Raw genomic sequence first — 22,423 nt, 5'->3', positions numbered from 1 at the left:
TTCGCGGCTCGCTGACCGGGCCCGACTCTATCGCATCACCCGGAGCTTTCATGACTTCCCCGACACAACCGCCGGTTGCCGACGCGTTGAGCGACGACCAGGCAGACCTGCCAGACAGCGTCGACTCCAGCGCAGACAGCGAAACCAAAGCCGCAATCCCGGCGTTCAAGTTTCCGTTCAAACCCGGTGAATTGGCGTCTGCTAAAAACGGCAACCAGCCTTGGTACAAAAACGGCGCCAAAAACGGTCATACCAAGACACCGGGCGCCGCGCCGCCTGGCACTCGTCGCTCGATGGGCAAACGCTGATAGCTCGACGCTTTTCGTCCGGTAACGGTTCTTCCTGAAATCGCGATTGTTCCCACAAGGATGAGCGATTTGTCCTCTTGGAGACACGGCGGCCATTCATCAAGTATTCATTTCCCTGAATGCTTGATGAAGGTCACCCGAAATGCGTTTGGTAAAAATCCTTTCTGTTTGGTCGCTGGTGGTCCTGACCACTGGCTGTGTTTCGTCGGCGGTCGATCCGCAGATCCGCTTTGGCGTCGAAGCGCTGGTTCCACCCTTCGAGAGCCGTAATGACAAAGGTGAGCTGGTCGGTTTGAACATCGAGCTGGGCAACGCGCTGTGCGCCGAGCTTGGAGCGCGTTGTGTCTGGGTCGATCAGGACTACGCCACCAACATCCAGGCGCTGGAGGCCGGCAAGTTCGACGTCATCATGCCGATGACGGCCACCCCCGCGCGTCGCGAACGAATTGATTTCACCCATGACCTGTATCCGTTGAGCAGTCGACTGGTGGCACGGGAAGGTTCGCCGTTGCAACCGATCGGACCCTCCCTGAAGGGCAAGCGGGTTGGTGTTCTGGCCGGCACCAGCCGCGAAGCTTTTGCACAATCACGCTGGGCGCCGGAAGGGGTCACCGTGCGCAGTTTCAAATTGAACAGCCAGTTGATCGACAGCCTGCTGGCGGGTGAAATCGACGCCACGCTGCAAGACTCGATTGAAATCAACCAGGCGTTGTTGAGTCAGCCTCAAGGGCGCGCCTTCGCCTTCGCCGGGCCGGCCCTGGATGATCCGATGCTGGGCAGTGGCGTGGCCATGGCCGTGCGCAAGAACGACAGCCTTTTGCGCGATAACCTGAATGCAGCCCTTGAGCGCCTCAAGCAAAACGGTCAGTACCAGGCGATCACGCAGCGTTACCTGGCGGCCGCTGCACCCGATTCACCGCATTACTTTCCCGGTGAAGAAGATTTGCCTTTTTCCGAGGCCGTGCAAATTGGCCAGACCCTCTATCTGTCCGGGCTCCTCGGGTTGAATGCCGAGGGTCAACTGGCCAAGGGCGGTATCGTCCCGCAAATGACCCAGACCATGGAGAACCTGCGCAGTGCGTTGCAGCGTAGCGGCTCTTCACTGTCTCAGGTCGCCAAATGCACGGTCATCCTTGCCGATATCAAGGACTTCGAGCACATGAACGGGGTGTACCGAGGTTACTTCCCGCCAGGCAAATTACCCGCCCGTACCACGTTCGCTGCCGGTCGTTTGCTGCTCGACGCCCGTGTGGAACTTGAATGCCTTACGGTCACCGCCTGATCTATCACGAGGGCGTCGTTAAGCCGGGCGCAACGAAATAAACGTGTAGTCGGGCGGTGTCCCGGTCGTGACCTTGGCGCCGGCCTGCTGCACGTGTTCGGCGATGTCGTCGCCCGACACATGAAATTGCCAGTCTGTGCCTGACCCCGTCTGCGGCGCCTGCTCTACCTGGTGGATGACCGTGGCAAAGGCGTTCATGTCTGGCAGGTAAGCGGTGAATCCATCACCTTTCAGTGCAGTGCTCCGAATGCCCAGCAACCCACAAACTGCCTCTTTGGTCTGGATGTCATCACGGTCGGCCTGACGAGAGCGCTGGATAAGTCCTGCGAGTTCCTGGTCTGCCAGTTGGCCACCCACGATCAGGTCCGGTCCTTGCTCCCACGACTCGGGCGGGCATTCCTTGATCGCCGGGTTGAGCGGGATGTGCGGATTGATTTCCATCGGATAAATGCGGCATACCAGCGGTCGGCGCTCATAAATGCGGCAGAGATTGTCTTCGTCAAGATTCCGGCAGGGGCCGACGTTGTACGCGGCAAAGGTGATCGCCACATAGGCCGTGGATGCACCGCTGCGAACGACAACGGAGCGGCGTTCGGCGTGTTCGCGTTGGTGCGCGGGTAACCCCAGGCCATTGCCCAGAAAACCCTCGACCAGCACGATCACCTGACCGCCGTCGTCCGCCCACATGCGGGCTTCGGTCAGGGTCAGGGGCACGTGGTGGTCATTGCAGCATTTGCCACACCCTACGCAGGAGAACGTCGTATTCATTAAGCGGTCGGTCGCAGTTGAAGGCATGAGACGGTGACGGAAAAACACCGTGAAGGCCTGCCTCGAAGCAAGTTATGCGCCATTCACTACGGTTTGGCGGCGGAGCGAATCGAGTCCCACTCGGTCACGTATGCGGTTTTACTGTGTTTGTTGTAGAGGCACAGCTCCGTGCCTTGCTGGCCCTTCATGTGTTTTTGCGGGTATTGACCTTGCAACAGGAGGGCGGTGTAGCCGACCCGATCATCGAACTGCGCAGCAGTGCCGACAGGTTTGGCATTTTTCAGGCCGCTGGCCTTGGTGCAACTGGCGATCACGGTTTTGTCGAAAGCAGTCCAGGCGTCCAGGCGTCCGGGCTGGAGGCGTTGGCCTGGGTGGCGAGGGCGGTCAGGCAGAGGGCGGTGAGTGTTGTTACTTTCATGAAGTCAGGCACCTTGAGCATGTTTGGGCTGAGTATGCCTGATGGTTTGAAGCTGGATGTGTCGGCCTCATCGTGAGCAAGCCACGCACAGGTTTGTGTACATGCCGGCTTGGCGCGGCCGCGATCTGCTAGAGGGGAACGGGCTCGCGGCGGACTGCATACATCCCGGCACTTTCGTACAGTTTCTTTGCACGCTCGTTGTCTTCCAGCACCTTCAAATCCACATAGCCTTCACGGCGCTGCTGAAATACTTTGAAAACATGCAGCAGCAACGCACGGCCCAATCCCTTTCCTTGAGCACGCGGATGCACCACCAGGTTCTTCAGGTAGGCGCTGGTCCAGCATTGGGCGACGCCCACTACGCCGTCGGCATCCAGCGCGACGAAGCACAGGCCAGGATCGTACTCAGGATCGGTCTCGAAACGCTGTTGCCAGACGTCCAGTGCCGGCACGCGACCGCCACCGTCGAGATAGCCCAGTTGCATCAGGTTATGCACGGACGCGGCCAGTTCAGGGCGGTAGGACGTCAGCGTGATGTGTGCTGGCCAAACGATCTCGGGTATGGGCTCGGCGAGGTTACGGCGCAGTAAAAAGCAAAAGTCACGCGTCACGAATCAATGCCCTTGTTCAGCAACAGCCTTGGCGGCTTCGATCAGGCATTTGGTCAGTTCTGGTGATGAGAACTTGGTCAGCACCGCGTTGGCACCGGCCAGGCGCGCCTTCTCGCTGTTCATCGCGCTGTCCAGCGAGGTATGCAGCAGCACATACAGGTGCGAGAAATCCGGCGTTTCGCGCAGGGTGCGGGTGAAGGCGTAGCCGTCCATTTCGGACATTTCGATGTCCGAGACAATCAGGTTGATCTGCTGCGCGGTGCCTTGCAGGTCCAGCAAACAGTCGATGGCTTCCTTGGCGCTGCGTGCGGTATGGCATTGCAGGCCGAGGTTGCGCAGCGTATGTACCGATTGTTGCAGTGCGGTCTGGCTGTCATCGACCACCAGGATGCGCGCATTACCCAGCACTTCGGCATCTTCCATGCTCAGTTCGGTAGGTGCCATTTCGATCTGGGCCGGGGCAATGCCGTGAATGACTTTTTCGATATCCAGCACCTGTACCAGCGTGCCGTCCACCGACGTCACCCCGGTGATGTAGGAACGCACGCCGCCAGAGCCGAAGGGTGGCGGGCGAATATCGGTGGTCAGGCAATGAACAATCTTGCTCACGGCCTGAACATGCAGGCCCTGTTTGGAGCGGCTGACGTCGGTGACAATCAGGCATCCACCATTCGGGTCTTCCAGCGGCCGTTCACCGATAGCCCGGCTAAGGTCGATTACCGACAGCGAAGCACCGCGCAACGTAGCGATGCCTTTAACGTGAGGGTGCGATTCCGGCAGCTTGGTCAGCGGCGGGCACGGAATGATTTCACTGACTTTAAGCAGGTTGATCGCCATCAGCTTGCCGCTGCGCAAGGTAAACAGCAAAAGCGAAAGTGAATCTGCGCGGGCGTTGTTGGAGGACATAAAAACCTTCTGTGGAAAAAGGTGATGGGCGAGCAGCAAAATCGCCAGAAGCTATTGATGCCGGGTTATCGACCCGTTGAGGGCAGGCTTTAGCCTATCGGTTACTTCATGCCCAATCGCTTGGCCATTCGGCCGAGGTTTGCCCGATCCAGACCTAACTCGCGTGCGGCACTCGCCCAGTTATTGTTATGCCGCTCAAGGCAAGCGCTGATCAACTGCCGTTGGTAAGTTTCTGTCGCTTCGCGTAAATCACCCGCAATCAATGGCGCGGCTGCGCTTGCAGGTTGCGGCGCCACCACTTCAACGCTGCCGGTCGGCAAGTCCAGGTCTGCTGCGTTCAAACTCAGAATTTTAGGCCGCTCCTTGCAATTGCCGAGTGCCTTCAGCGCGCTGCGACCAATCAAGTGCTCCAGTTCCCGCACGTTGCCCGGCCAGTCATACGCCAGCAGCGCTGCCTGGGCGTCGCTGCTCAGGCGCAAGCTGTTGAGTCCCATGCGTGAACGGTTCTGCTCCAGGAAGTAACCGCTGAGCAGCAGCACGTCCCGACCGCGATCACGTAGCGCCGGCACCAATAGCGGGTAAACGCTCAGCCGATGGTAGAAGTCAGCACGGTAGCGACCACTGCGCACTTCTTCCGCCAGGTCGCGGTTAGTCGCCGCAATCAGCCGCACATCTACCTGATGTTCCTTATCCGAGCCTAACCGTTGCAGCTGACCACTTTGCAGCACGCGCAGTAACTTGGCTTGTACCGTCAGCGACAGTTCGCCGACCTCATCGAGAAACAGCGTGCCGCCATTGGCCAGTTCGAATTTGCCGCGACGATCGTTCATTGCCCCGGTAAACGCGCCGCGAACGTGACCGAACAATTCACTCTCCACCAGAGTGTCGGGCAATGCCGCGCAGTTGAGGCTGATGATGGGTTTGTCGGCCCGAGGTGATGCGGCGTGTATCGCCTGGGCGACCAGCTCTTTGCCAACCCCGGTTTCGCCAGTGATCAGCACGGTCAGGTCGCTACCACCCACCAGATTGATTTCTTCCACCAACCGTTTGTGAGCCTTGCTTTGGCCGATCATCTCGCGGTGCTGCTGGCCGTTGGCCTGTCGATAAACCTCGGCGCGCTGATGCTCGTCTTCTGCGCGATTGGCCAGGCGTTGAATGCGTTCGGCAGCGTTGACTGTCGCGGCAGCCAGGCTGGCGAAAGCCTGCAGGGCGTCCAGTTCTATCGGTTCAAAGCGTTCCGGGTCGAGCGCATCAAGGGTCAATAATCCCCACGGGCGCTCGTCGATAAACAGTGGGCAACCCATGCAGTCGTGAACTTCCAGGTGATCGTCGAGGCCGTCGACCAAACCATCGTAAGGATCAGGCAGGTCGCTGTCGGCAGCGAAACGGGTCGGCCCAGGACTGCTCAGTAACGCTTCGAAACGCGGATGCTCGCTGACCTTGAAACGCCGACCGAGGGTGTCGGTGCTCAAGCCATCGACGGCCAGCGGCACCAGCCATTCACCGTCCAGGCGCAGCAGCGCGGCGGCGTCACAAGGGAGCAAGGCGCGCAGGGCTTCGAGCAGGCGCCGGTAACGTTCGCCTTCGGGCAATTCACGGGACAGGTCGGAAACCAGCGGCAGTAATGTGGTCAGCAAGGATTTTGCAGTCATAGTGACTCCATGTAGTCGGTATGACTATAAAGCAGCTTGAGTCGTTATGACTACATTGTTCTTAATTGATTGATTTTAAAGGCTTTAATATTTGGCATGGAAACTGATAAGCATAGGGTAATCAGTTAGACATCCAGTCGTTCAGGAGTAACCCCATGCTTAGCGTTCAAGACCGTGCAATCGTAAAGTCCACCGTGCCGTTGTTGGAAAGTGGCGGCGAAGCGTTGATTACCCACTTCTACCGCATGATGCTCTCTGAATATCCAGAAGTTCGCCCGTTGTTCAATCAGGCGCATCAGGCCAGTGGTGATCAGCCGCGTGCTCTGGCAAACGGTGTATTGATGTACGCGCGCCACATCGATCAGCTCGACCAGTTGGGCGACCTGGTGGCAAAAATCATCAACAAGCACGTGGCGCTGCAGATTCTTCCGGAACACTACCCGATTGTCGGCACCTGCCTGTTGCGTGCGATCTCTGAAGTACTGGGCGAGGAGATCGCCACGCCTGAAGTGATGAGCGCTTGGGGCGCCGCTTATGGTCAGCTCGCCGACATTTTGATCGGCGCCGAAACCAGCATCTATGACCAGAAGGAAAGAGCTCCCGGCGGCTGGCGCGGTGCGCGTGAGTTCATCGTCGCGGCCAAGGTGGAGGAGAGCGCTGAAATCATCTCGTTCTACTTTGAGCCAGCGGATAAAGGCCCGATTCTGGCCGCAGAGCCAGGGCAGTACATCGGCATGAAGCTGATCCTCGACGGTGAGGAGATTCGTCGTAATTACTCGTTGTCGGCCCTCTCGGACAATGGCCAATACCGCATCAGCGTCAAGCGTGAGCAGGGCGGTCGTGCGTCCAGTCACTTGCACGATCAACTGCAGGTGGGCGCCAGTATCCAGTTGTTTCCGCCATCGGGGGAATTCACCCTGACCACCAGCGAAAAGCCGTTGGTGTTGATCAGTGGCGGCGTCGGCATTACCCCGACCCTGGCAATGCTTGAGGCGGCGTTGGCGACCGAACGGCCGGTGCATTTTATCCACTGCGCGCGCAATGGCAGCGTTCACGCCTTCCGTGATTGGGTGGATGGTTTGGCTGCGCGTCACCCGCAACTGCAACGCTTTTATTGCTACGCCGAGGATGACGGCGTGAGTCCGGCGGCAGACAATATCGGGTTGTTGAGTCAGGAGCTGTTGGGCGAATGGTTGCCGCAACAACGCGATCTGGACGCTTACTTCCTTGGCCCAAAAAGCTTTATGGCGGCCATCAAGCGCCACCTCAAAGCGTTGGGCGTGCCTGAACAACAAAGCCGCTACGAGTTCTTCGGCCCGGCAGCGGCGCTCGAATAACCCTGGCAGGGCGCCTGTTCGCGCTGGGCTGCGCAGCAATCCCATCAGGGCCGCTACGCGCCCCAACGGGAGCAAGCTCCCTCGCCACGTAGTGTTGGTGCGTTGTCAGCCCTTCAATTCTTTCAGGTGCTTGTACACCGTCGCGCGCCCCATGCTCAGGACATTCGCCACATAGTTGGAGGCGCTTTTGCCTTTGAAAGCGCCTTCGGCGTGCAAGGCCAACACCAGTTCACGTTTGTGGTCGCGGGTCAGAACACCGAGGCTCAGTTGGCGTTCTCGCAGCCATGCGTGGAGGAAGGTGTTGATGCGTTCCTGCCAGTCGTCGCGAAACAGCGAATCCGGTTGGGGGATCAACTTGCTTGGCGACAGGAATAAATCCAGGGCAGCCTTGGCATTTTCGAACAGCGAGATGTTCAGATTGATGCACAGCACCGCCAATGGATGGCCGTTGCTGTCGCGCAGGACACTGCTCAAGCTACGGATTTTCTGGCCATCCCAGTTGAGTTTTTCGTACGGCCCGATGTTTCGTTCGCTGATCTCATCGCTGAGCATGTCTTCCAGCGCAGCGTCATCCCCGACTTCGCGCTTGGACAGGTTGTTGGCGATGTAATCGATCTTTTGCGTGCGCAGATCGTGCAGTACCACTTCGGCGTGCGGGAAGAACAGCGTGGCAATGGCATCGGCTATCGCTCGATAGTTATCCAGAACCGGGTCTTTTTCGGGGGCATTCATTCGGGTGTTGCTCCAGGCAGCCTCAGCGCCCCGCAAAAAGGGCGCTGGAAGTTTGCCGCAATCGTATCGACACGTCACCTCGGGCAGCAGATCAACCGAGGCGTGCAGGTGACAACATGCCGGCGCTCAGGCCGAAGCGTGTTAGTTGTTCGGGCAACGCTTCGCCGCGCACCAACGCGGCGCTGGCCTGACCCATTGCAGGCGAGGTCTGGATGCCATAACCGCCCTGTGCGGCGACCCAGAACAAGCCCGGCACCAGTGGATCGAAACCGGACAGCAAATCACCGTCGCTGACGAAACTGCGCAGGCCCGCCCAGGTTCTGGTCGGACGGCGGATGGTCAGCGTGGTGGCTTCTTCGATCTGGTAGATGCCCATGGCGATGTCCAGTTCTTCGGGCTGCACGTCGTGAGGTTCCACCGGGTCGGCATTGGCGGGCGAACCGAGGAACATGCCCGCGTCAGGCTTCATGTAGAACGACTCGTCGAGGCTGACCAGCATTGGCCAATGATGAATGTCCAGGCCTTCGGGACCGGCGAAGATGAACGCTGCGCGCCGCTTTGGCTGCAGGCCCAGCGATTTGGCACCGGCCAGTTCACCGATCTTGTCGGCCCAGGCACCCGCCGCGTTGATGATGACCTTGGCGGTAAACGTCTGGCCATTGGTTTTCACCTGCCAAATGCCTTCAGCATCACGGGTCAGGCCCAGCACTTCGCTGTCGGTGTGCACCACACCATTATTGCGTCGGATGCCGCGCAAATACCCCTGATGCAGGGCATCTGTGTCGATGTCACTGGCGGTTGGGTCATAGATTGCGCCGTGGACTTTTTCCCGGCGCAGGATCGGCAAGCGGGCGCACGCCTCGTCGGCGTTGAGCAGTTGCATTTGCGGCACGGTAGCTTTGGCACTGAGGTATTGGTTGTTGAGTTCAGCTGGATCGCCAGTGAAGTCGACGGTCATCTCACCGCGTGGGGTCAACAGCGGGTGCTCGCAGAAACCGGCGGGCGGGGCGTCGAAGAAGTCGCGACTGGCCTGGGTCAGCGCGCGTACTTGCGGCGTGCCATAGGCGGCGGTGTACAGCGCCGCCGAGCGCCCGGTGGAGTGATAGGCCGGATGTGATTCACGTTCGAGCACAATCACTCGTGAGGTGTGTGACAACCAGAACCCGGTGGAAGCACCCGCGATGCCGCCACCGATGATGATGAAATCTGCCTGGCTCATGAACGTCTCCTGATTAAGTGCAAATACCCAAAAAATATGATCATTGCGCTGGACTGCGATAGTCGGATTTGGGGCGGCTTCGCCACCCAACGGGGATAAATCCCCTCACCACAAGGGTCAGGTTTCAGGCCTTGGGGATCTAGGCCCGGGGCGCACGACTTGCCAACTCATGCCCGGCCGCGTGTCCCGTGGCGAGGGGATTTATCCCCGATGGACTGCGCAGCAGGCCCAATGCGCAGCTGCTCAGTGGCCCCGCGGGGATAAATTCCCTCACCACAAGGGTCAGGTTTCAGGCCTTGGGGATCTAGGCCCGGGCCGCACGACTTGCCAACTCATGCCCGGCCGCGTGTCCCGTGGCGAGGGGATTTATCCCCGATGGACTGCGCAGCAGGCCCAATGCGCGGCTGCTCAGTGGCCCCGCGGGGATAAATCCCCTCACCACAAAACAACCTCACCACAAAAACATTACTGCGCGCGAAAACGGTCAGGGCTGCAGGCGGTAAATCGCATTGGCCAGTGCGATGTCTTCCAGGCCCAGGCCTATCGAGCGGAAGAACACGTGGCGGTCGTAATCCGGGCGTTTAACTTTACCGCTGACCAGGTCGGGCAGGTCGCCTGCGATCGCGCTTTTATCCCAGCCGTGCTGTTCGCTGGCGATCAGCATTTCACCCGCCGAACCTGGCGTGGTCAGACGGTAATCGCAAAAAACGTGCATGTCATTCAGGCGCTGCGGTGGCACTTCGTGAGCGCGTGCAGCGTTGGTGCTGATAGAGGTGATCAGTGCCGGTTTGCTCAAATTTACCGGGTCCATTACCGGGCCAGCCGATGAGGTACACAGCATGATCACGTCGGCCTGCGCGATGGCCGCTTCGCAACTGTCGGCCAGGGTCAGGCGCGGGTCGAGGCTTTTTAGCTGGGCCTGTGCATCAGCCGTCAACTCGTTCAAACCGGGAGAGTAAAGGCTGATGGTTTGCCAGTCGCGCAGGCCTTTGACGTAATGCAGGTGCGCTAGTGCAACCTTGCCGCTGCCAATGATCACCAGGCGCTTTGCGTTCTGCGGCGCGAGGGCATCAACCGCCACGGCGGTCGTCGCCGCGGTACGCGCCACGGTCAGTTCACCGGCGTCACACAGCAGCAGCGGCTGGCCGGTTTGCATCGACATCAGCAATGTCCAGGCTGTCACCAGCGGGCCTTGTTCGCGCACGATGTAGGGCGAGGTCTTGACGCCGTACACGCCGTCATTGGCCAGCACACCCAGGTAGTTGATGAAGTCACCGCCCCCCTGTGGGAACTCAACCAGTTGCTGCGCCGGTTGTACGGCTTGTCCGGCAGCCAGGTCGCGGAACAACGCCTGCAGGATCTGCGGCACATCAATCTGCGCCAGCAGTTCGCGCGCCTCGGGTTGGGTGATCACGTAAGGAGTGCTAGGCATGATGGGCTCCGATGCTGGAAGTAAACTAATTTGTCTATTATGGACTTTTAGTTTTTTCGGGCAAGCGCCTGTTAAAAAAACGAGGCGAAAAAAAAGCGCAGTCCGTTTCCGGCTGCGCCTTTTATCGAGCGTCGCGCGTTAAGGGCGCTTGCGCTCAACCGGCCGCAACAGATGCGTTGGCGGGGTTTCACAGCTGATTTTGCGACCCAGCAACGCCTCGATGGACGGTAACTGGTAGGAGTCGTCTTCGCCGGCAAAACTGATGGACACACCATCGGCGCCGGCACGACCGGTACGACCGATGCGGTGCACGTAGTCGTCCGGGACTTCCGGCAGGGTGAAGTTGATCACGTGGCTGATGCCATCGATGTGAATGCCGCGACCGGCAACATCGGTAGCAACCAGCACGCGAATCTTGCCTTCGCGAAAACCTTCCAGGGTCTTGATGCGTTTGTGCTGCGGCACATCGCCAGACAGCTGCGCGGCATTGACGCCATCGCGCACCAGGCGCTCCTCGATGCGTCGCACTTCATCCTTGCGGTTGGCGAACACCATGACCCGCTCCCAACCGTTGTCGGTAACGAGGTTGTAAAGCAGTTTGTATTTGTCGGCGCCGGCGACGGCATAAATGTGCTGCTCGACGTTTTCGCTGGCCACGTTCTGCGCTTCGATCTCGACGATTGAAGGTTCGGTGGTCCATTGCTTGGCGAGGTTCATCACATCTTCGGTGAAGGTCGCGGAGAACAGCAGCGTCTGGCGTTCGTTTTTGGGTGGGGTCTGGCGAATGATCTGCCGCACTTGTGGGATGAAACCCATGTCGAGCATGCGGTCGGCTTCGTCCAGCACCATCACTTCAACCATGTCCAGGTGCACGTCGCCGCGCTGGTTGAAATCGAGCAAACGGCCAGGTGTCGCGACCAAAATGTCGCAATGACGTGCTTCGAGGTGCTTGAGTTGCTTGTCAAAGTCCATGCCGCCAACAAACGTCATGACGTTGAGGCCGGTGTACTTGGTCAGGTCGGCCGCGTCCTTGGCGATCTGCACCACCAGCTCACGCGTTGGCGCAATGATCAGCGCGCGCGGCTCGCCCATGTAGCGTTCTTTGGGCGGCGGGGTTTGCAGCAATTGGGTGATGATCGAAATCAGGAAGGCAGCGGTTTTGCCAGTACCGGTCTGGGCGCGACCGATGGCGTCTTTGCCCGCGAGGGTAAAGCCAAGCACTTGGGCCTGGATCGGCGTGCAATAAGGAAACCCGAGGTCCTGGATAGCATGCATCAGCTCGGGAGCCAGTTTGAAATCATGAAAACGGGTTTTGCCTTCCTGTGGCTCGACGACGAAATCTTCGAGTTTCCAAGGGATGACCGGCGCCTTTGGCTTGGGTTCGCGGCGCGGTTTAACGGGTTTTGCGACCTCGCTGCGGGGCTGTTCAAGTTCGGCAGCGGCAACAGGTTGAGTCACCGATGCAGTGATCGGTTCGTGCTTCGGTGCCGCTGCGGTGGCGGTCCGGCCAGACTGATTACCGTCGGTGCGGTGGCTGGGGGTATGAGACGGAGCGCTGGGAACTGGCGCGAGCTGCTCAGTCTCGCTTTTACCGAACATTTTTTTGAGTGCTTTAAGCACGGTCATCTCATCAATTGGTTAAGGAATGTACGCCGGCCAGTGTAATGCAAGAATCGGGCGCGGCGTAGTGTGATGATCAATGGGGCTCTTTTGACTGAACAGTCAGCGCAAACGCTCGGCGAGCCACACGCCGATATCACGAATCTCCTCGGGTAACACTTCGTGACCCATTGGGTATTCCTGCCATGTCACGGTGACACCACGCTGCTTCAAGTGCTCATAAGCGCTACGGCCCATGGCGTTTTGCACCACGTCGTCGTATTGACCGTGCAGGCACAGCACTGGAATTCGCTGCTGACTGGCTGAAAGTTCCAGTTCATCGCTGAACGTCGGCGCATACGTGGAGAGGGCAAGTACGCCGCCCAGCGGTCCCTGCCATTTCAAGAATGCGGTGTGTAAAACCACCGCGCCACCTTGAGAAAACCCTGCCAGGAAAATCCGCGACGCGTCTATTCCGCTGGCGCGCTGTTCTTCGATCAAATCGGTGAGCATTTTTGACGACTCGTCCAACTGCTCGACGCTGATCGCGCGCGCCGGGTTCATGGCCAATATGTCGTACCAGCTCGGCATCTCGTAACCACCGTTAATGGTCACGGCGCGTGTCGGTGCCTGAGGCAAAACGAAGCGAGTGCTCAGCAGGCTTTCCTGCAGGGCCTCGGCCACGGGCAGGAAGTCATAGCGGTCGGCGCCCAGGCCGTGCAGCCAGATAACGCAGGCATCTACGGGCTTGCCGGGCTGAATAATCAAGGGCTGGGTCATGGCTGCTCCAAATGTGTGCAGGCGCTCTCATTAAGTGCGAGGTAGGAGGGCGCCTCTGGTTGATCAGTTAAGAAGATGTCGCAACTCTACAAGTTTTGCTATTGACGTGCGGCTGAATCGCTTTAGCTGGCGGTGTGGTACGGGCCTTGCTATGGGAAAACTCGAGTAAACATTCCTTTGTCTGGCGGTAACACTATCAGTAGTCCGCTGGCGGTGGGATAGCAAAAAAAATCCGGTGATGGATGTTCGTCAGTGGCCGTTACGGGCTTAGCGAACGTGAAAGGGCTACAGCCCGTTCGGCCGATTGGTGAGAAGTGAGTCATCCATGATGCGGATTTCTCCTACTAGACTCATAGCGAAGGTCTTACGTCGGTTGACCCCAAAAAAAGCCAACACGGGTCAACAACGCCTCATAAGGGTGCGACACGACTCGAGCTCCGACACAACAAGAGCAAAACTGGAGGTTTGAATGAAGATGTTGAAATCCACCCTGGCTATCGTGACTGCAGCCGCAGTACTCGGTGTCAGCGGGTTCGCTCAGGCGGGTGCAACCCTGGATGCAGTGCAGAAGAAAGGTTTCGTACAGTGTGGTGTGAGTGATGGTTTGCCGGGCTTCTCGGTTCCGGACTCCACCGGCAAGATCCTCGGGATCGACGCTGACGTCTGCCGCGCTGTGGCAGCTGCTGTTTTCGGCGACGCCACCAAGGTTAAATTCAGCCAGTTGAATGCCAAAGAGCGCTTCACTGCGCTGCAGTCCGGCGAAATCGACCTGCTGTCGCGTAACACCACCATGACCAGTTCGCGCGATGCGGGCATGGGCCTCAAATTCCCTGGCTTCATCACTTACTACGACGGCGTTGGCTTCCTGGCCAACAGCAAGCTGGGCGTGAAAAGTGCCAAGGAACTGGATGGTGCAACCATCTGCATCCAGGCCGGTACCACCACTGAACTGAACGTGTCCGACTACTTCCGCGCCAACGGCCTGAAGTACACCCCGATCACTTTCGACACCTCCGATGAAAGCGCCAAGTCGCTGGAATCCGGTCGTTGCGACGTACTGACTTCCGACAAGTCGCAGCTGTACGCACAGCGCAGCAAACTGGCTTCGCCAAAAGACTACGTGGTACTGCCGGAAACCATCTCCAAAGAACCGCTGGGCCCGGTCGTGCGTAATGGCGACGATGAATGGCTGGCGATCGTTCGCTGGGTTGGCTACGCGCTGTTGAACACTGAAGAAGCCGGCATCACTTCGAAAAACGTTCTGGAAGAAGCCAAGTCCACCAAGAACCCCGACGTAGCACGTCTGCTGGGTGCTGACGGTGAATACGGCAAAGACCTGAAACTGCCGAAGGACTGGGTCGTCAAGATCGTTTCCCAAGTCGGTAACTACGGCGAAATCTTCGAGAAAAACCTCGGCAAGAATACTCCGCTGCAAATTGACCGCGGCCTGAACGCGCTGTGGACCAACGGCGGCATTCAATACGCACCACCAGTGCGCTGATGGTTCTATCACCCGGTGGGCCAACCACCGGGTGATGTTCTGTTCCATTCTTTGCGGGGCACTTCATGCAAAAATCAATCGGCGCACCAAAGCAGAGGCTCAGCCTCAGCGATCCAAAAGTGCGTGCGTGGCTATTCCAGATCATCACCATTGTCGCGGTCGTCGCGATGGGCTGGTATCTGTTCAACAATACGCAAACCAACCTTCAACACCGGGGCATTACCTCCGGGTTCGGCTTTCTGGACCGCAGTGCCGGTTTCGGCATTGCTCAACACCTGATCGACTACACCGAATCGGACACGTATGCCCGGGTGTTTGTCATCGGTTTGCTCAACACGCTGCTGGTGACTGTTATTGGTGTGGTCCTGGCGACCATCCTCGGTTTCATCGTCGGTGTGGCGCGGCTGTCGCCGAACTGGATCATCAGCAAGCTGGCGACGGTTTACGTGGAAGTTTTCCGTAACATTCCGCCGCTGCTGCAAATCCTGTTCTGGTACTTCGCCGTGTTCCTGACCATGCCGGGACCGCGAGCCAGCCATAACTTCGGCGACATGTTCTTTGTCAGCAGCCGTGGCCTGAATATGCCGGGCGCACAAATGGCGAGCGGCTTCTGGGCCTTCGCGGTCAGTGTCGTGGTGGCCATTGTTGCCGTGGTACTGATGTGCCGCTGGGCCAACAAACGTTTCGAAGCCACCGGCGTGCCGTTCCACAAGTTCTGGGTGGGCCTGGCGATCATGCTGGTGATCCCGGCGTTGTGCGCCTTGATCTTCGGTGCTCCGCTGCATTGGGAACTGCCGAAACTGCAAGGCTTCAACTTTGTCGGTGGCTGGGTACTGATCCCGGAACTGCTGGCGCTGACCTTGGCCCTGACCGTGTACACCGCAGCGTTTATCGCCGAGATCGTGCGTTCAGGCATCAAGTCGGTCAGCCACGGCCAGACCGAAGCCGCGCGTTCGCTAGGGCTGCGCAACGGTCCGACCCTGCGCAAGGTCATCATCCCGCAAGCGCTGCGCGTGATCATTCCGCCGCTGACCAGCCAATACCTCAACCTGGCGAAGAACTCTTCGTTGGCGGCCGGTATCGGTTACCCGGAAATGGTGTCGTTGTTTGCCGGTACGGTGTTGAACCAGACCGGACAAGCGATTGAAGTCATTGCCATCACCATGAGCGTGTACCTGGCGATCAGTATCAGCATTTCCCTGCTGATGAACTGGTACAACAAGCGCATTGCGCTGATCGAGCGGTAAGGAAAAGCGCATGAGCACTCATACTTTCAAACCTGACATGCCGCCACCCAGCAAAGTCTTCGGGCCGGTGGCGTGGATGCGCGCGAACATGTTCTCCAGCTGGATCAACACCCTGCTGACCTTGTTCGCCTTCTATCTGATTTACCTGGTAGTGCCGCCGATCTTGCATTGGGCGATTCTGGACGCCAACTGGGTGGGCACCACTCGCGCCGACTGCACGAAGGAGGGCGCCTGCTGGGTGTTCATCCAGCAGCGTTTCGGCCAGTTCATGTATGGCTATTACCCGCAGGATTTGCGCTGGCGCGTCGACCTGACCGTGTGGCTGGCGGTGATCGGCGTGGCGCCGCTGTTTATCTCGCGTTTTCACCGTAAAGCGGTGTATGGCCTGAGCTTCCTGGTGGCTTACCCGATCATTGCCTACTTCCTGTTGCATGGCGGCATTTTTGGCATGACCAACGTGGCGACCAGTCAATGGGGCGGTTTGATGCTGACCCTGGTGATCGCCACCGTCGGTATTGCCGGTGCGTTGCCGCTGGGGATTGTGTTGGCGTTGGGCCGTCGTTCGAACATGCCGGCAATTCGTGTGGTCTGCGTGACCTTCATCGAATTCTGGCGCGGCGTGCCGTTGATCACGGTGCTGTTCATGTCCTCGGTGATGCTGCCGTTGTTCCTGCCTGAAGGCATGAACTTCGACAAACTGCTGCGGGCGTTGATCGGCGTGATCCTGTTCCAGTCGGCGTACGTCGCCGAAGTGGTGCGCGGCGGTCTGCAAGCGATTCCAAAAGGTCAGTACGAAGCGGCTGCCGCGATGGGCCTCGGTTACTGGCGCAGCATGGGCCTGGTGATTCTGCCGCAAGCTTTGAAAATGGTGATCCCCGGCATCGTCAACACCTTCATTGCGCTGTTCAAGGACACAAGCCTGGTGATCATCATCGGCCTGTTCGACTTGCTCAATAGCGTCAAGCAAGCCGCCGCCGACCCGAAATGGTTGGGCATGGCGACTGAAGGCTACGTGTTCGCGGCCCTGGTGTTCTGGATTTTCTGTTTTGGTATGTCCCGCTACTCCATGCATTTGGAACGTAAGCTGGACACTGGCCACAAGCGTTAGGAGCGTAGTTTATGAGTGAAGCGATCAAACAGCCTGTGAGCCCTGAAGGCATTATTCAGATGCAGGGCGTGAACAAATGGTACGGCCAGTTTCACGTGTTGAAAGACATCAACCTCAACGTTAAACAGGGTGAACGTATCGTCCTGTGCGGCCCATCGGGTTCCGGCAAGTCGACCACCATTCGTTGCCTCAATCGACTGGAAGAGCACCAGCAGGGACGCATCGTGGTCGATGGCGTAGAGCTGACCAACGACCTGAAGCAGATCGAAGCGATCCGCCGTGAAGTCGGCATGGTGTTCCAGCACTTCAACCTGTTCCCGCACCTGACCATTCTGCAAAACTGCACCTTGGCGCCGATGTGGGTGCGCAAGATGCCGAAGCGTAAGGCCGAAGAAATCGCCATGCATTACCTGGAGCGCGTACGCATTCCAGAGCAAGCGCACAAGTTTCCGGGGCAACTGTCCGGCGGCCAGCAGCAGCGTGTGGCGATTGCTCGCGCCTTGTGCATGAAACCGAAAATCATGTTGTTCGACGAACCGACTTCAGCCCTCGATCCCGAGATGGTGAAAGAAGTGTTGGACACCATGATCGGCTTGGCCGAAGACGGCATGACCATGCTCTGCGTGACCCACGAAATGGGTTTTGCGCGCACGGTGGCCAATCGTGTGATCTTCATGGACAAGGGCGAAATCGTCGAACAGGCAGCACCGAACGACTTCTTCGACAACCCGCAAAATGACCGCACCAAACTGTTCCTGAGCCAGATCCTGCATTGATCAATACTCGACAGTGAAATAAACCCGGCCAGCGTGCCGGGTTTATTTTTGCCTGCGATTAACCGCGACGGTCTCCTGTGGGAGTGAGCCTGCTCGCGATGGTGGTAGTTTTGCCGCTGGTCGCTGTTTTGGCTGTTGATTTGCCTTCGACAATGAAGCTGACTAAGATGTCAGAAAATTCATCCTATGATTGGATGAAGGGGCGAATTTCATGTCAGATATGTCACCGTTGGTTAAACGATCATTGGTCGATCAGGCCTTGGAACAACTGCGCCTGCGCATCAACCAAGGAGTGTGGGCCGTCGGCCAGCGTTTGCCGACCGAGCCCGAGCTGTCCGCTGAATTGGGCATCAGCCGCAATACTGTGCGCGAAGCCATGCGCGTGTTGGCGTTTTCCGGGTTGATCGAGATCCGCCAAGGCGACGGTAGTTATCTGCGCGCGGTCATCGACCCGCTCGACACTTTGAAAGCCTTGTCGCGCTGTTCCGTTGAGCAGGCTCGTGAAACTCGCCACATCCTGGAAGTCGAAGCCATCGGCCTCGCGGCGCTGCGGCGTACCGATGAAGATTTGAAAGAACTGCGCGAGGCATTGGGCATCAGCGGCAGCCATTATCACGGCGATCTCGACAGCTACATCGCTTGCGACATGGTGTTCCACCGCCGTCTGGTGGAGGCCGCGCACAACCCGACGCTCACCGAGCTGTACCGCTACTTCTCAAGCATCGTCGGTGCTCAATTGCGCCAGACCCTGAACATTACCCCGCGACGCCAAGAGGTGTTCGATCTGCACATCGAACTGCTTGATGCCGTCGAGCAACGTGACCCCGAACGGGCTAAAGCCCTATCGAGGCAGTTGATCAATGAACCTTGAAACCGAGAAATCCATGACCGGCGACAACCGCAACATGCCCCAACCCAAACACACGGCAGAGCTTGAAGCGCTGCTGATCGATGCCGAAGCCGATGACGAGCAAGTCCAGCAAAGTCACCCGATATTGCGACGGCCATGGCTGTTATTGCTTGGGCTGATTCTGGTGGCGCTAAACCTGCGGCCGGCGCTGTCGAGTATGTCGCCGATGCTCAGTGAAGTGTCGAAAACCCTTGGGTTGTCGGCGGCCCAGGCCGGTTTGCTGACGACATTACCGGTGCTGTGCCTGGGATTGTTCGCGCCGTTAGCGCCTATTCTGGCACGCCGTTTTGGCGCCGAGCGCGTGGTGTTGGGGATCCTGTTGACACTGGCCGGCGGCATCATTTTGCGCAGCTCGTTCGGCGAGATCGGCCTGTTTGCTGGCAGCGTGCTGGCCGGTGCAAGCATCGGTGTGATTGGTGTTTTATTGCCGGGTATCGTCAAGCGCGACTTCACTAAACATGCCGGGACCATGACCGGCGTGTATACGATGGCGCTGTGCCTGGGCGCAGCAATGGCTGCGGGCGCGACCGTGCCACTCAGTCAACATTTCGACAAGAGCTGGGCATTGGGCTTGGGCTTTTGGGTGGTGCCGGCGTTGGTTGCAGCAATTTTCTGGTTGCCGCAAATCGGACAAAAACACGGTGCACACAATGTCGCCTATCGGGTTCGCGGCTTGTTGCGTGACCCGCTGGCGTGGCAAGTGACCTTGTACATGGGCCTGCAATCATCGTTGGCGTACATCGTGTTCGGCTGGTTGCCGTCGATCCTCATCGGTCGCGGCCTGACACCGACTCAAGCGGGGCTGGTGTTGTCAGGCTCGGTCATCGTGCAACTGGCAAGTTCACTGGCCGCGCCGTGGCTGGCTACACGCGGCAAAGATCAGCGTCTGGCCATCGTCGTGGTCATGGTGCTGACCCTTGGCGGTTTGTTCGGCTGTCTCTATGCCCCCATCGACGGATTGTGGGGCTGGGCGATTTTGCTGGGCCTGGGACAGGGCGGCACGTTCAGTCTGGCGCTGACCCTGATTGTATTGCGTTCGCGGGACGCGCATGTCGCGGCGAACCTGTCGAGCATGGCCCAGGGTTTTGGGTACACCTTGGCCTCAATGGGGCCGTTCGCGGTCGGTATCGTGCATGACTGGACTGGGGGCTGGAACGCTGTGGGCTGGATCTTCGGCGTGATCGGCCTCGGCGCAATCATTGCAGGCCTCGGTGCCGGGCGTTCGTTGTACGTTAACGTTGCCAGCGAAAAAATTCCTCACCTGTAAACGCTCGGGTGAGGTTTGAAACGTGATTACAGATAGCCGACTTCCAGTGTGATTGAGCCATCCAGGGTGACCTGTCCGGTTAAATTCAAGCTGTCGGCACGGGCAATAGACGTGTTGATTATCAAGTCCATGGTCACATTCTTAGCTTGTATCGGCTTGTCGGTATCTCTGATTGAACTGACCGTGTAGAGCGGGTAAACAGGATCCATCCATTGGGTATATCCCCACGTGGCGCCGCCGTCTTTGGAGCCCAGAGTGAGTCTGGGAACGCCTTCATCCATTGCATTCGACATTTGAATAAAAAAACTACCAAGCTGCTGATTGCCGTTGATGATGCCCAGGCCATAGGCGTTGGCGGAATTCGAAGAGCCGTGCCGGTTATCGATGACTGCCAGTTTCAACGGTCTCAGGGCTTCGCAGTTGATCGCCAGTTGCAGTGTTTGAAGGGGCAGGTCGGTAGTTTTATCCTGATTCAAGCTCTTCGCGAAGATCGTGCCATGCTCCACAACGCCACTGTTAGATAAGGTTGGCGTGCAGGCGCTTGGAATAATGGTGCCGCTGACGTTCAGGTCTGCAGACGATGACGCAATGGCGAGCGACAGCGGTGTGAGCAGCAGGGTGACGGCGAATAATGTGCAGACTGGTTTCAACTCATACTCCTTTTTCATATCGATCGGAACCGCACGTGCCCTGGCGCCGTGCGGCTCATGATCGGTGGGTCAGAGGTACTTCATTTCAAAGGTTGCGGAACCGTCGAGGGTGACATCGTCAGTCAGGGTGAGGCTGTCGGCACGGGCAATGCTGATGAGAACGTCTACGTCCATCGTGAGATCTTTCACGACGATCGGGGTGTTGGTGCCGGTAGTCGTTCCTACTGACACAATATAACCAACGCCCAATACGGAGGTTCTTGACCAGTTGGCACCGCAATCTTCTGAGTCGATGGCCTGCGCTGCTACTCCATCCGCCAGTGTGGTTTTGATTTCTGCCTTAAAAAAACCCAATTTTTCTCCTGCGTTGGTTAACCCAAGACCGAACCATCCACTGGCTGCAGTGGTGTTTGGCTTGTTATCGATCGGGTTCAGGGCAAACAGGGTTGCGGCGTCACAGGCAACAGACAATTGCATAGGATGGCTGCCGACTAACGTGCTCGTCGTTGGATTCAGGTCTTTTGCCGAAATCTTGCCCGCGTCGACCTGGCCGCTATTGGACCAATTAGGTGTACAGGCACTCGGCGTAATTGTCCCGGTGACCGTCAGATCGGTGCTCGACGCTGCCAATGCGTATGGCGCCGCGCACATCAGTGCGGTTGCGGAGAGCGCTGTCAGGTACTTTTTCATTTTAATGAACTCACTTTTTCAGTTGATTTTTGCGGCTGCTCCAGACTGCTAAATAGCGGCCCGGACGCAACAACAGTGGGTGGTTGCTACAGGTAAATAATCTCGATCGTCCCCGAGCCATCGAGGTCGATGGCTGTGCTCAAATCCAGACTCGACGTAGGCGCGATCACCACCTCAACGGCGACCGAAGTCGTCAGGTGCTGAATCGCTACCGGACCTGAGTTGCTGCCTGCGCGGTCGGTAAATCCCAGGTAGCTGTTGCTGCCTATGGGAATAGGGTTCGCGCTGGCCGTGCTCCACGCGGTACCCCCCGTGGTGGAATCGGTTCGATAGAGGCGCGCGTAGCTGTCGGCCATGGCATGAGCTGGGTCGAAGTTCAGTGAATAGAGGCCAATCTTGTTGTTGCGGTGATCGACATTGAGCCCGTAGTAAATCTCGCTGTTTACCATCGCCGAGCCATCGCGGTTGTCCTGCATGCGCAGTGCGAAATGCGTCGGGGCATCGCAGCTGACGCGTAAGGTCAAGGTCTTGGGTGGCAGTCGCGTGCCCCTGTCGGGGTTCAGGTCGTTCCTGGACAGCTTGCCGAAATCGACCAGACCGTTATTGGACAGTACGGGTTCGCAGGCGCCGGGAGCGAAGCTGGCTTTTAAGCGCGTTTCGCGGCTGCGGCCGGCAGCAACTGCGTCGAACAAAGCACTGGTTTCCCATGTCACGGCATCACGCACGTTCAACGCCCGTTCTTGTGCCCACGCGGTCAATTCCAGTTGCACTGAAAAACTGCGTCCCTGCACCGCGACGCCGGCTCGCACTGGAACGATGCCGTGCTCAGGTCGCCAAGTCAGCGTCGAAGCGGCTTCAGCGGGAAGTTGACCCACCGCTGCGATCAGTCCCAGCTCTACAGATTGACCGTCCAGTACACCGTCGCGAACGCGCACCTGATAACTGCCGAGGTCGGTAAAGCGAAAGCGTTCTGTGTTGGCGGCCATCGCTCTAAGAAAAACGCTCATGTCGACCGGTTTTGAGCAACTCAGGCTCACACTCAAACGGCGCTCGCCGAGGTTGCGTTCGATGCTCGCGTCGAGGCGAATCGCCCGGTTCATCAGGCCAAAATCGAGGATGGGTTGGCTTAGGTTGAGCTGACAGTCATCAGGCTGTGCCCACGCCTGCGGCGCAATTGCGCTGAGCATCAGTGGTGCGAGCATCAGCAGTGCATTGCGAATCAGGTTCATG

General features: G+C 58.3%; 22 protein-coding genes. 9 read left to right on the top strand and 13 right to left on the bottom strand.

Features of this window, described 5'->3' with window-relative positions:
* The first annotated feature begins 50 nt into the window (after positions 1–50).
* Together ACQR3R_RS21525 and ACQR3R_RS21520 are read left to right on the top strand one after the other, a co-directional pair.
* On the top strand, positions 51–308 hold the full coding sequence (locus ACQR3R_RS21525) for a hypothetical protein (RefSeq protein ID WP_428275124.1): 258 nt from the start codon (positions 51–53) through the stop codon (positions 306–308).
* A 142-nt stretch (positions 309–450) separates the two neighbouring features.
* Positions 451–1,590 carry a transporter substrate-binding domain-containing protein gene (locus tag ACQR3R_RS21520; RefSeq protein WP_428275122.1) on the top strand — a complete coding sequence of 380 codons (1,140 nt, stop codon included), beginning with the start codon at positions 451–453 and terminating at the stop codon, positions 1,588–1,590.
* An 18-nt stretch (positions 1,591–1,608) separates the two neighbouring features.
* Here ACQR3R_RS21520 and ACQR3R_RS21515 read toward each other — a convergent pair whose 3' ends face one another.
* The 5 genes from ACQR3R_RS21515 to norR form a co-directional block, all read right to left on the bottom strand.
* The gene (locus ACQR3R_RS21515) at positions 1,609–2,304 is read right to left on the bottom strand and encodes a YkgJ family cysteine cluster protein (RefSeq protein WP_428275120.1); all 696 of its coding nucleotides are present in this window, start codon (positions 2,302–2,304) and stop codon (positions 1,609–1,611) included.
* A gap of 140 nt (positions 2,305–2,444) precedes the next feature.
* Complete coding sequence (locus tag ACQR3R_RS21510; protein ID WP_428275118.1) at positions 2,445–2,672, bottom strand: hypothetical protein; 228 nt, start codon at positions 2,670–2,672, stop codon at positions 2,445–2,447.
* A gap of 232 nt (positions 2,673–2,904) precedes the next feature.
* A complete protein-coding gene (locus ACQR3R_RS21505) occupies positions 2,905–3,387 on the bottom strand; it encodes a GNAT family N-acetyltransferase (RefSeq protein WP_428275116.1) in 483 nt (160 codons plus the stop codon).
* Between the two features lie 3 nt (positions 3,388–3,390).
* Positions 3,391–4,293, bottom strand: coding sequence for a chemotaxis protein CheW (locus ACQR3R_RS21500; RefSeq protein WP_428275114.1), 903 nt, complete (start codon positions 4,291–4,293; stop codon positions 3,391–3,393).
* A 101-nt stretch (positions 4,294–4,394) separates the two neighbouring features.
* Positions 4,395–5,945: a nitric oxide reductase transcriptional regulator NorR gene (gene norR / locus ACQR3R_RS21495; protein ID WP_428275112.1), complete on the bottom strand. Its 1,551-nt coding sequence runs from the start codon at positions 5,943–5,945 to the stop codon at positions 4,395–4,397.
* 155 nt (positions 5,946–6,100) lie between these two features.
* Between norR and hmpA the strand changes: the two genes are divergently transcribed.
* Positions 6,101–7,282, top strand: coding sequence for an NO-inducible flavohemoprotein (hmpA, locus tag ACQR3R_RS21490; RefSeq protein ID WP_428275110.1), 1,182 nt, complete (start codon positions 6,101–6,103; stop codon positions 7,280–7,282).
* Between the two features lie 105 nt (positions 7,283–7,387).
* Here the strand turns inward: hmpA and ACQR3R_RS21485 are convergent, their stop codons facing one another.
* The 5 genes from ACQR3R_RS21485 to ACQR3R_RS21465 all read right to left on the bottom strand — a co-directional run bounded on the left by ACQR3R_RS21485 (position 7,388) and on the right by ACQR3R_RS21465 (position 13,044).
* The gene (locus tag ACQR3R_RS21485) at positions 7,388–8,014 is read right to left on the bottom strand and encodes a PAS domain-containing protein (protein ID WP_428275108.1); all 627 of its coding nucleotides are present in this window, start codon (positions 8,012–8,014) and stop codon (positions 7,388–7,390) included.
* Positions 8,015–8,105: 91 nt separating this feature from the next.
* Positions 8,106–9,233: an FAD-dependent oxidoreductase gene (locus tag ACQR3R_RS21480; RefSeq protein WP_428275106.1), complete on the bottom strand. Its 1,128-nt coding sequence runs from the start codon at positions 9,231–9,233 to the stop codon at positions 8,106–8,108.
* A gap of 484 nt (positions 9,234–9,717) precedes the next feature.
* Positions 9,718–10,665, bottom strand: coding sequence for an ornithine cyclodeaminase family protein (locus ACQR3R_RS21475; protein ID WP_428275104.1), 948 nt, complete (start codon positions 10,663–10,665; stop codon positions 9,718–9,720).
* A 138-nt stretch (positions 10,666–10,803) separates the two neighbouring features.
* Complete coding sequence (rhlB, locus tag ACQR3R_RS21470; protein WP_428275102.1) at positions 10,804–12,285, bottom strand: ATP-dependent RNA helicase RhlB; 1,482 nt, start codon at positions 12,283–12,285, stop codon at positions 10,804–10,806.
* Between the two features lie 102 nt (positions 12,286–12,387).
* Complete coding sequence (locus ACQR3R_RS21465) at positions 12,388–13,044, bottom strand: alpha/beta hydrolase (protein WP_428275100.1); 657 nt, start codon at positions 13,042–13,044, stop codon at positions 12,388–12,390.
* Positions 13,045–13,513: 469 nt separating this feature from the next.
* On the opposite strand from ACQR3R_RS21465, the gene ACQR3R_RS21460 reads away from it, so the two are divergent.
* From ACQR3R_RS21460 to ACQR3R_RS21435, 6 genes are all read left to right on the top strand, one after another.
* Positions 13,514–14,545 (top strand): transporter substrate-binding domain-containing protein, encoded by a 1,032-nt coding sequence (locus tag ACQR3R_RS21460; protein WP_428275098.1) that lies wholly within the window; start codon positions 13,514–13,516, stop codon positions 14,543–14,545.
* 65 nt (positions 14,546–14,610) lie between these two features.
* Positions 14,611–15,792 carry an ABC transporter permease subunit gene (locus tag ACQR3R_RS21455; RefSeq protein ID WP_428275096.1) on the top strand — a complete coding sequence of 394 codons (1,182 nt, stop codon included), beginning with the start codon at positions 14,611–14,613 and terminating at the stop codon, positions 15,790–15,792.
* A gap of 10 nt (positions 15,793–15,802) precedes the next feature.
* Complete coding sequence (locus tag ACQR3R_RS21450; RefSeq protein WP_428275094.1) at positions 15,803–16,900, top strand: ABC transporter permease subunit; 1,098 nt, start codon at positions 15,803–15,805, stop codon at positions 16,898–16,900.
* 11 nt (positions 16,901–16,911) lie between these two features.
* On the top strand, positions 16,912–17,676 hold the full coding sequence (locus ACQR3R_RS21445; RefSeq protein WP_003171943.1) for an amino acid ABC transporter ATP-binding protein: 765 nt from the start codon (positions 16,912–16,914) through the stop codon (positions 17,674–17,676).
* Positions 17,677–17,887: 211 nt separating this feature from the next.
* Positions 17,888–18,547: an FCD domain-containing protein gene (locus tag ACQR3R_RS21440; protein ID WP_428275091.1), complete on the top strand. Its 660-nt coding sequence runs from the start codon at positions 17,888–17,890 to the stop codon at positions 18,545–18,547.
* Entirely contained in the window at positions 18,537–19,853 is a 1,317-nt protein-coding gene (locus ACQR3R_RS21435) for a CynX/NimT family MFS transporter (RefSeq protein WP_428275089.1), read from the top strand. Before ACQR3R_RS21440 ends, ACQR3R_RS21435 begins: the two co-directional genes overlap by 11 nt.
* A gap of 26 nt (positions 19,854–19,879) precedes the next feature.
* Here the strand turns inward: ACQR3R_RS21435 and ACQR3R_RS21430 are convergent, their stop codons facing one another.
* The 3 genes from ACQR3R_RS21430 to ACQR3R_RS21420 form a co-directional block, all read right to left on the bottom strand.
* A complete protein-coding gene (locus tag ACQR3R_RS21430; protein ID WP_428275087.1) occupies positions 19,880–20,521 on the bottom strand; it encodes a DUF1120 domain-containing protein in 642 nt (213 codons plus the stop codon).
* Positions 20,522–20,572: 51 nt separating this feature from the next.
* A complete protein-coding gene (locus ACQR3R_RS21425) occupies positions 20,573–21,193 on the bottom strand; it encodes a DUF1120 domain-containing protein (protein ID WP_428275085.1) in 621 nt (206 codons plus the stop codon).
* A gap of 86 nt (positions 21,194–21,279) precedes the next feature.
* Complete coding sequence (locus ACQR3R_RS21420; protein ID WP_428275083.1) at positions 21,280–22,422, bottom strand: DUF1120 domain-containing protein; 1,143 nt, start codon at positions 22,420–22,422, stop codon at positions 21,280–21,282.
* Position 22,423 lies beyond the last annotated feature (1 nt).

Origin of the sequence: Gordonia sp. IEGM753, from assembly GCF_050321825.1 — a bacterium.
GTDB lineage: Bacteria > Pseudomonadota > Gammaproteobacteria > Pseudomonadales > Pseudomonadaceae > Aquipseudomonas.
This window is presented reverse-complemented; position numbering and strand designations above follow the sequence as displayed.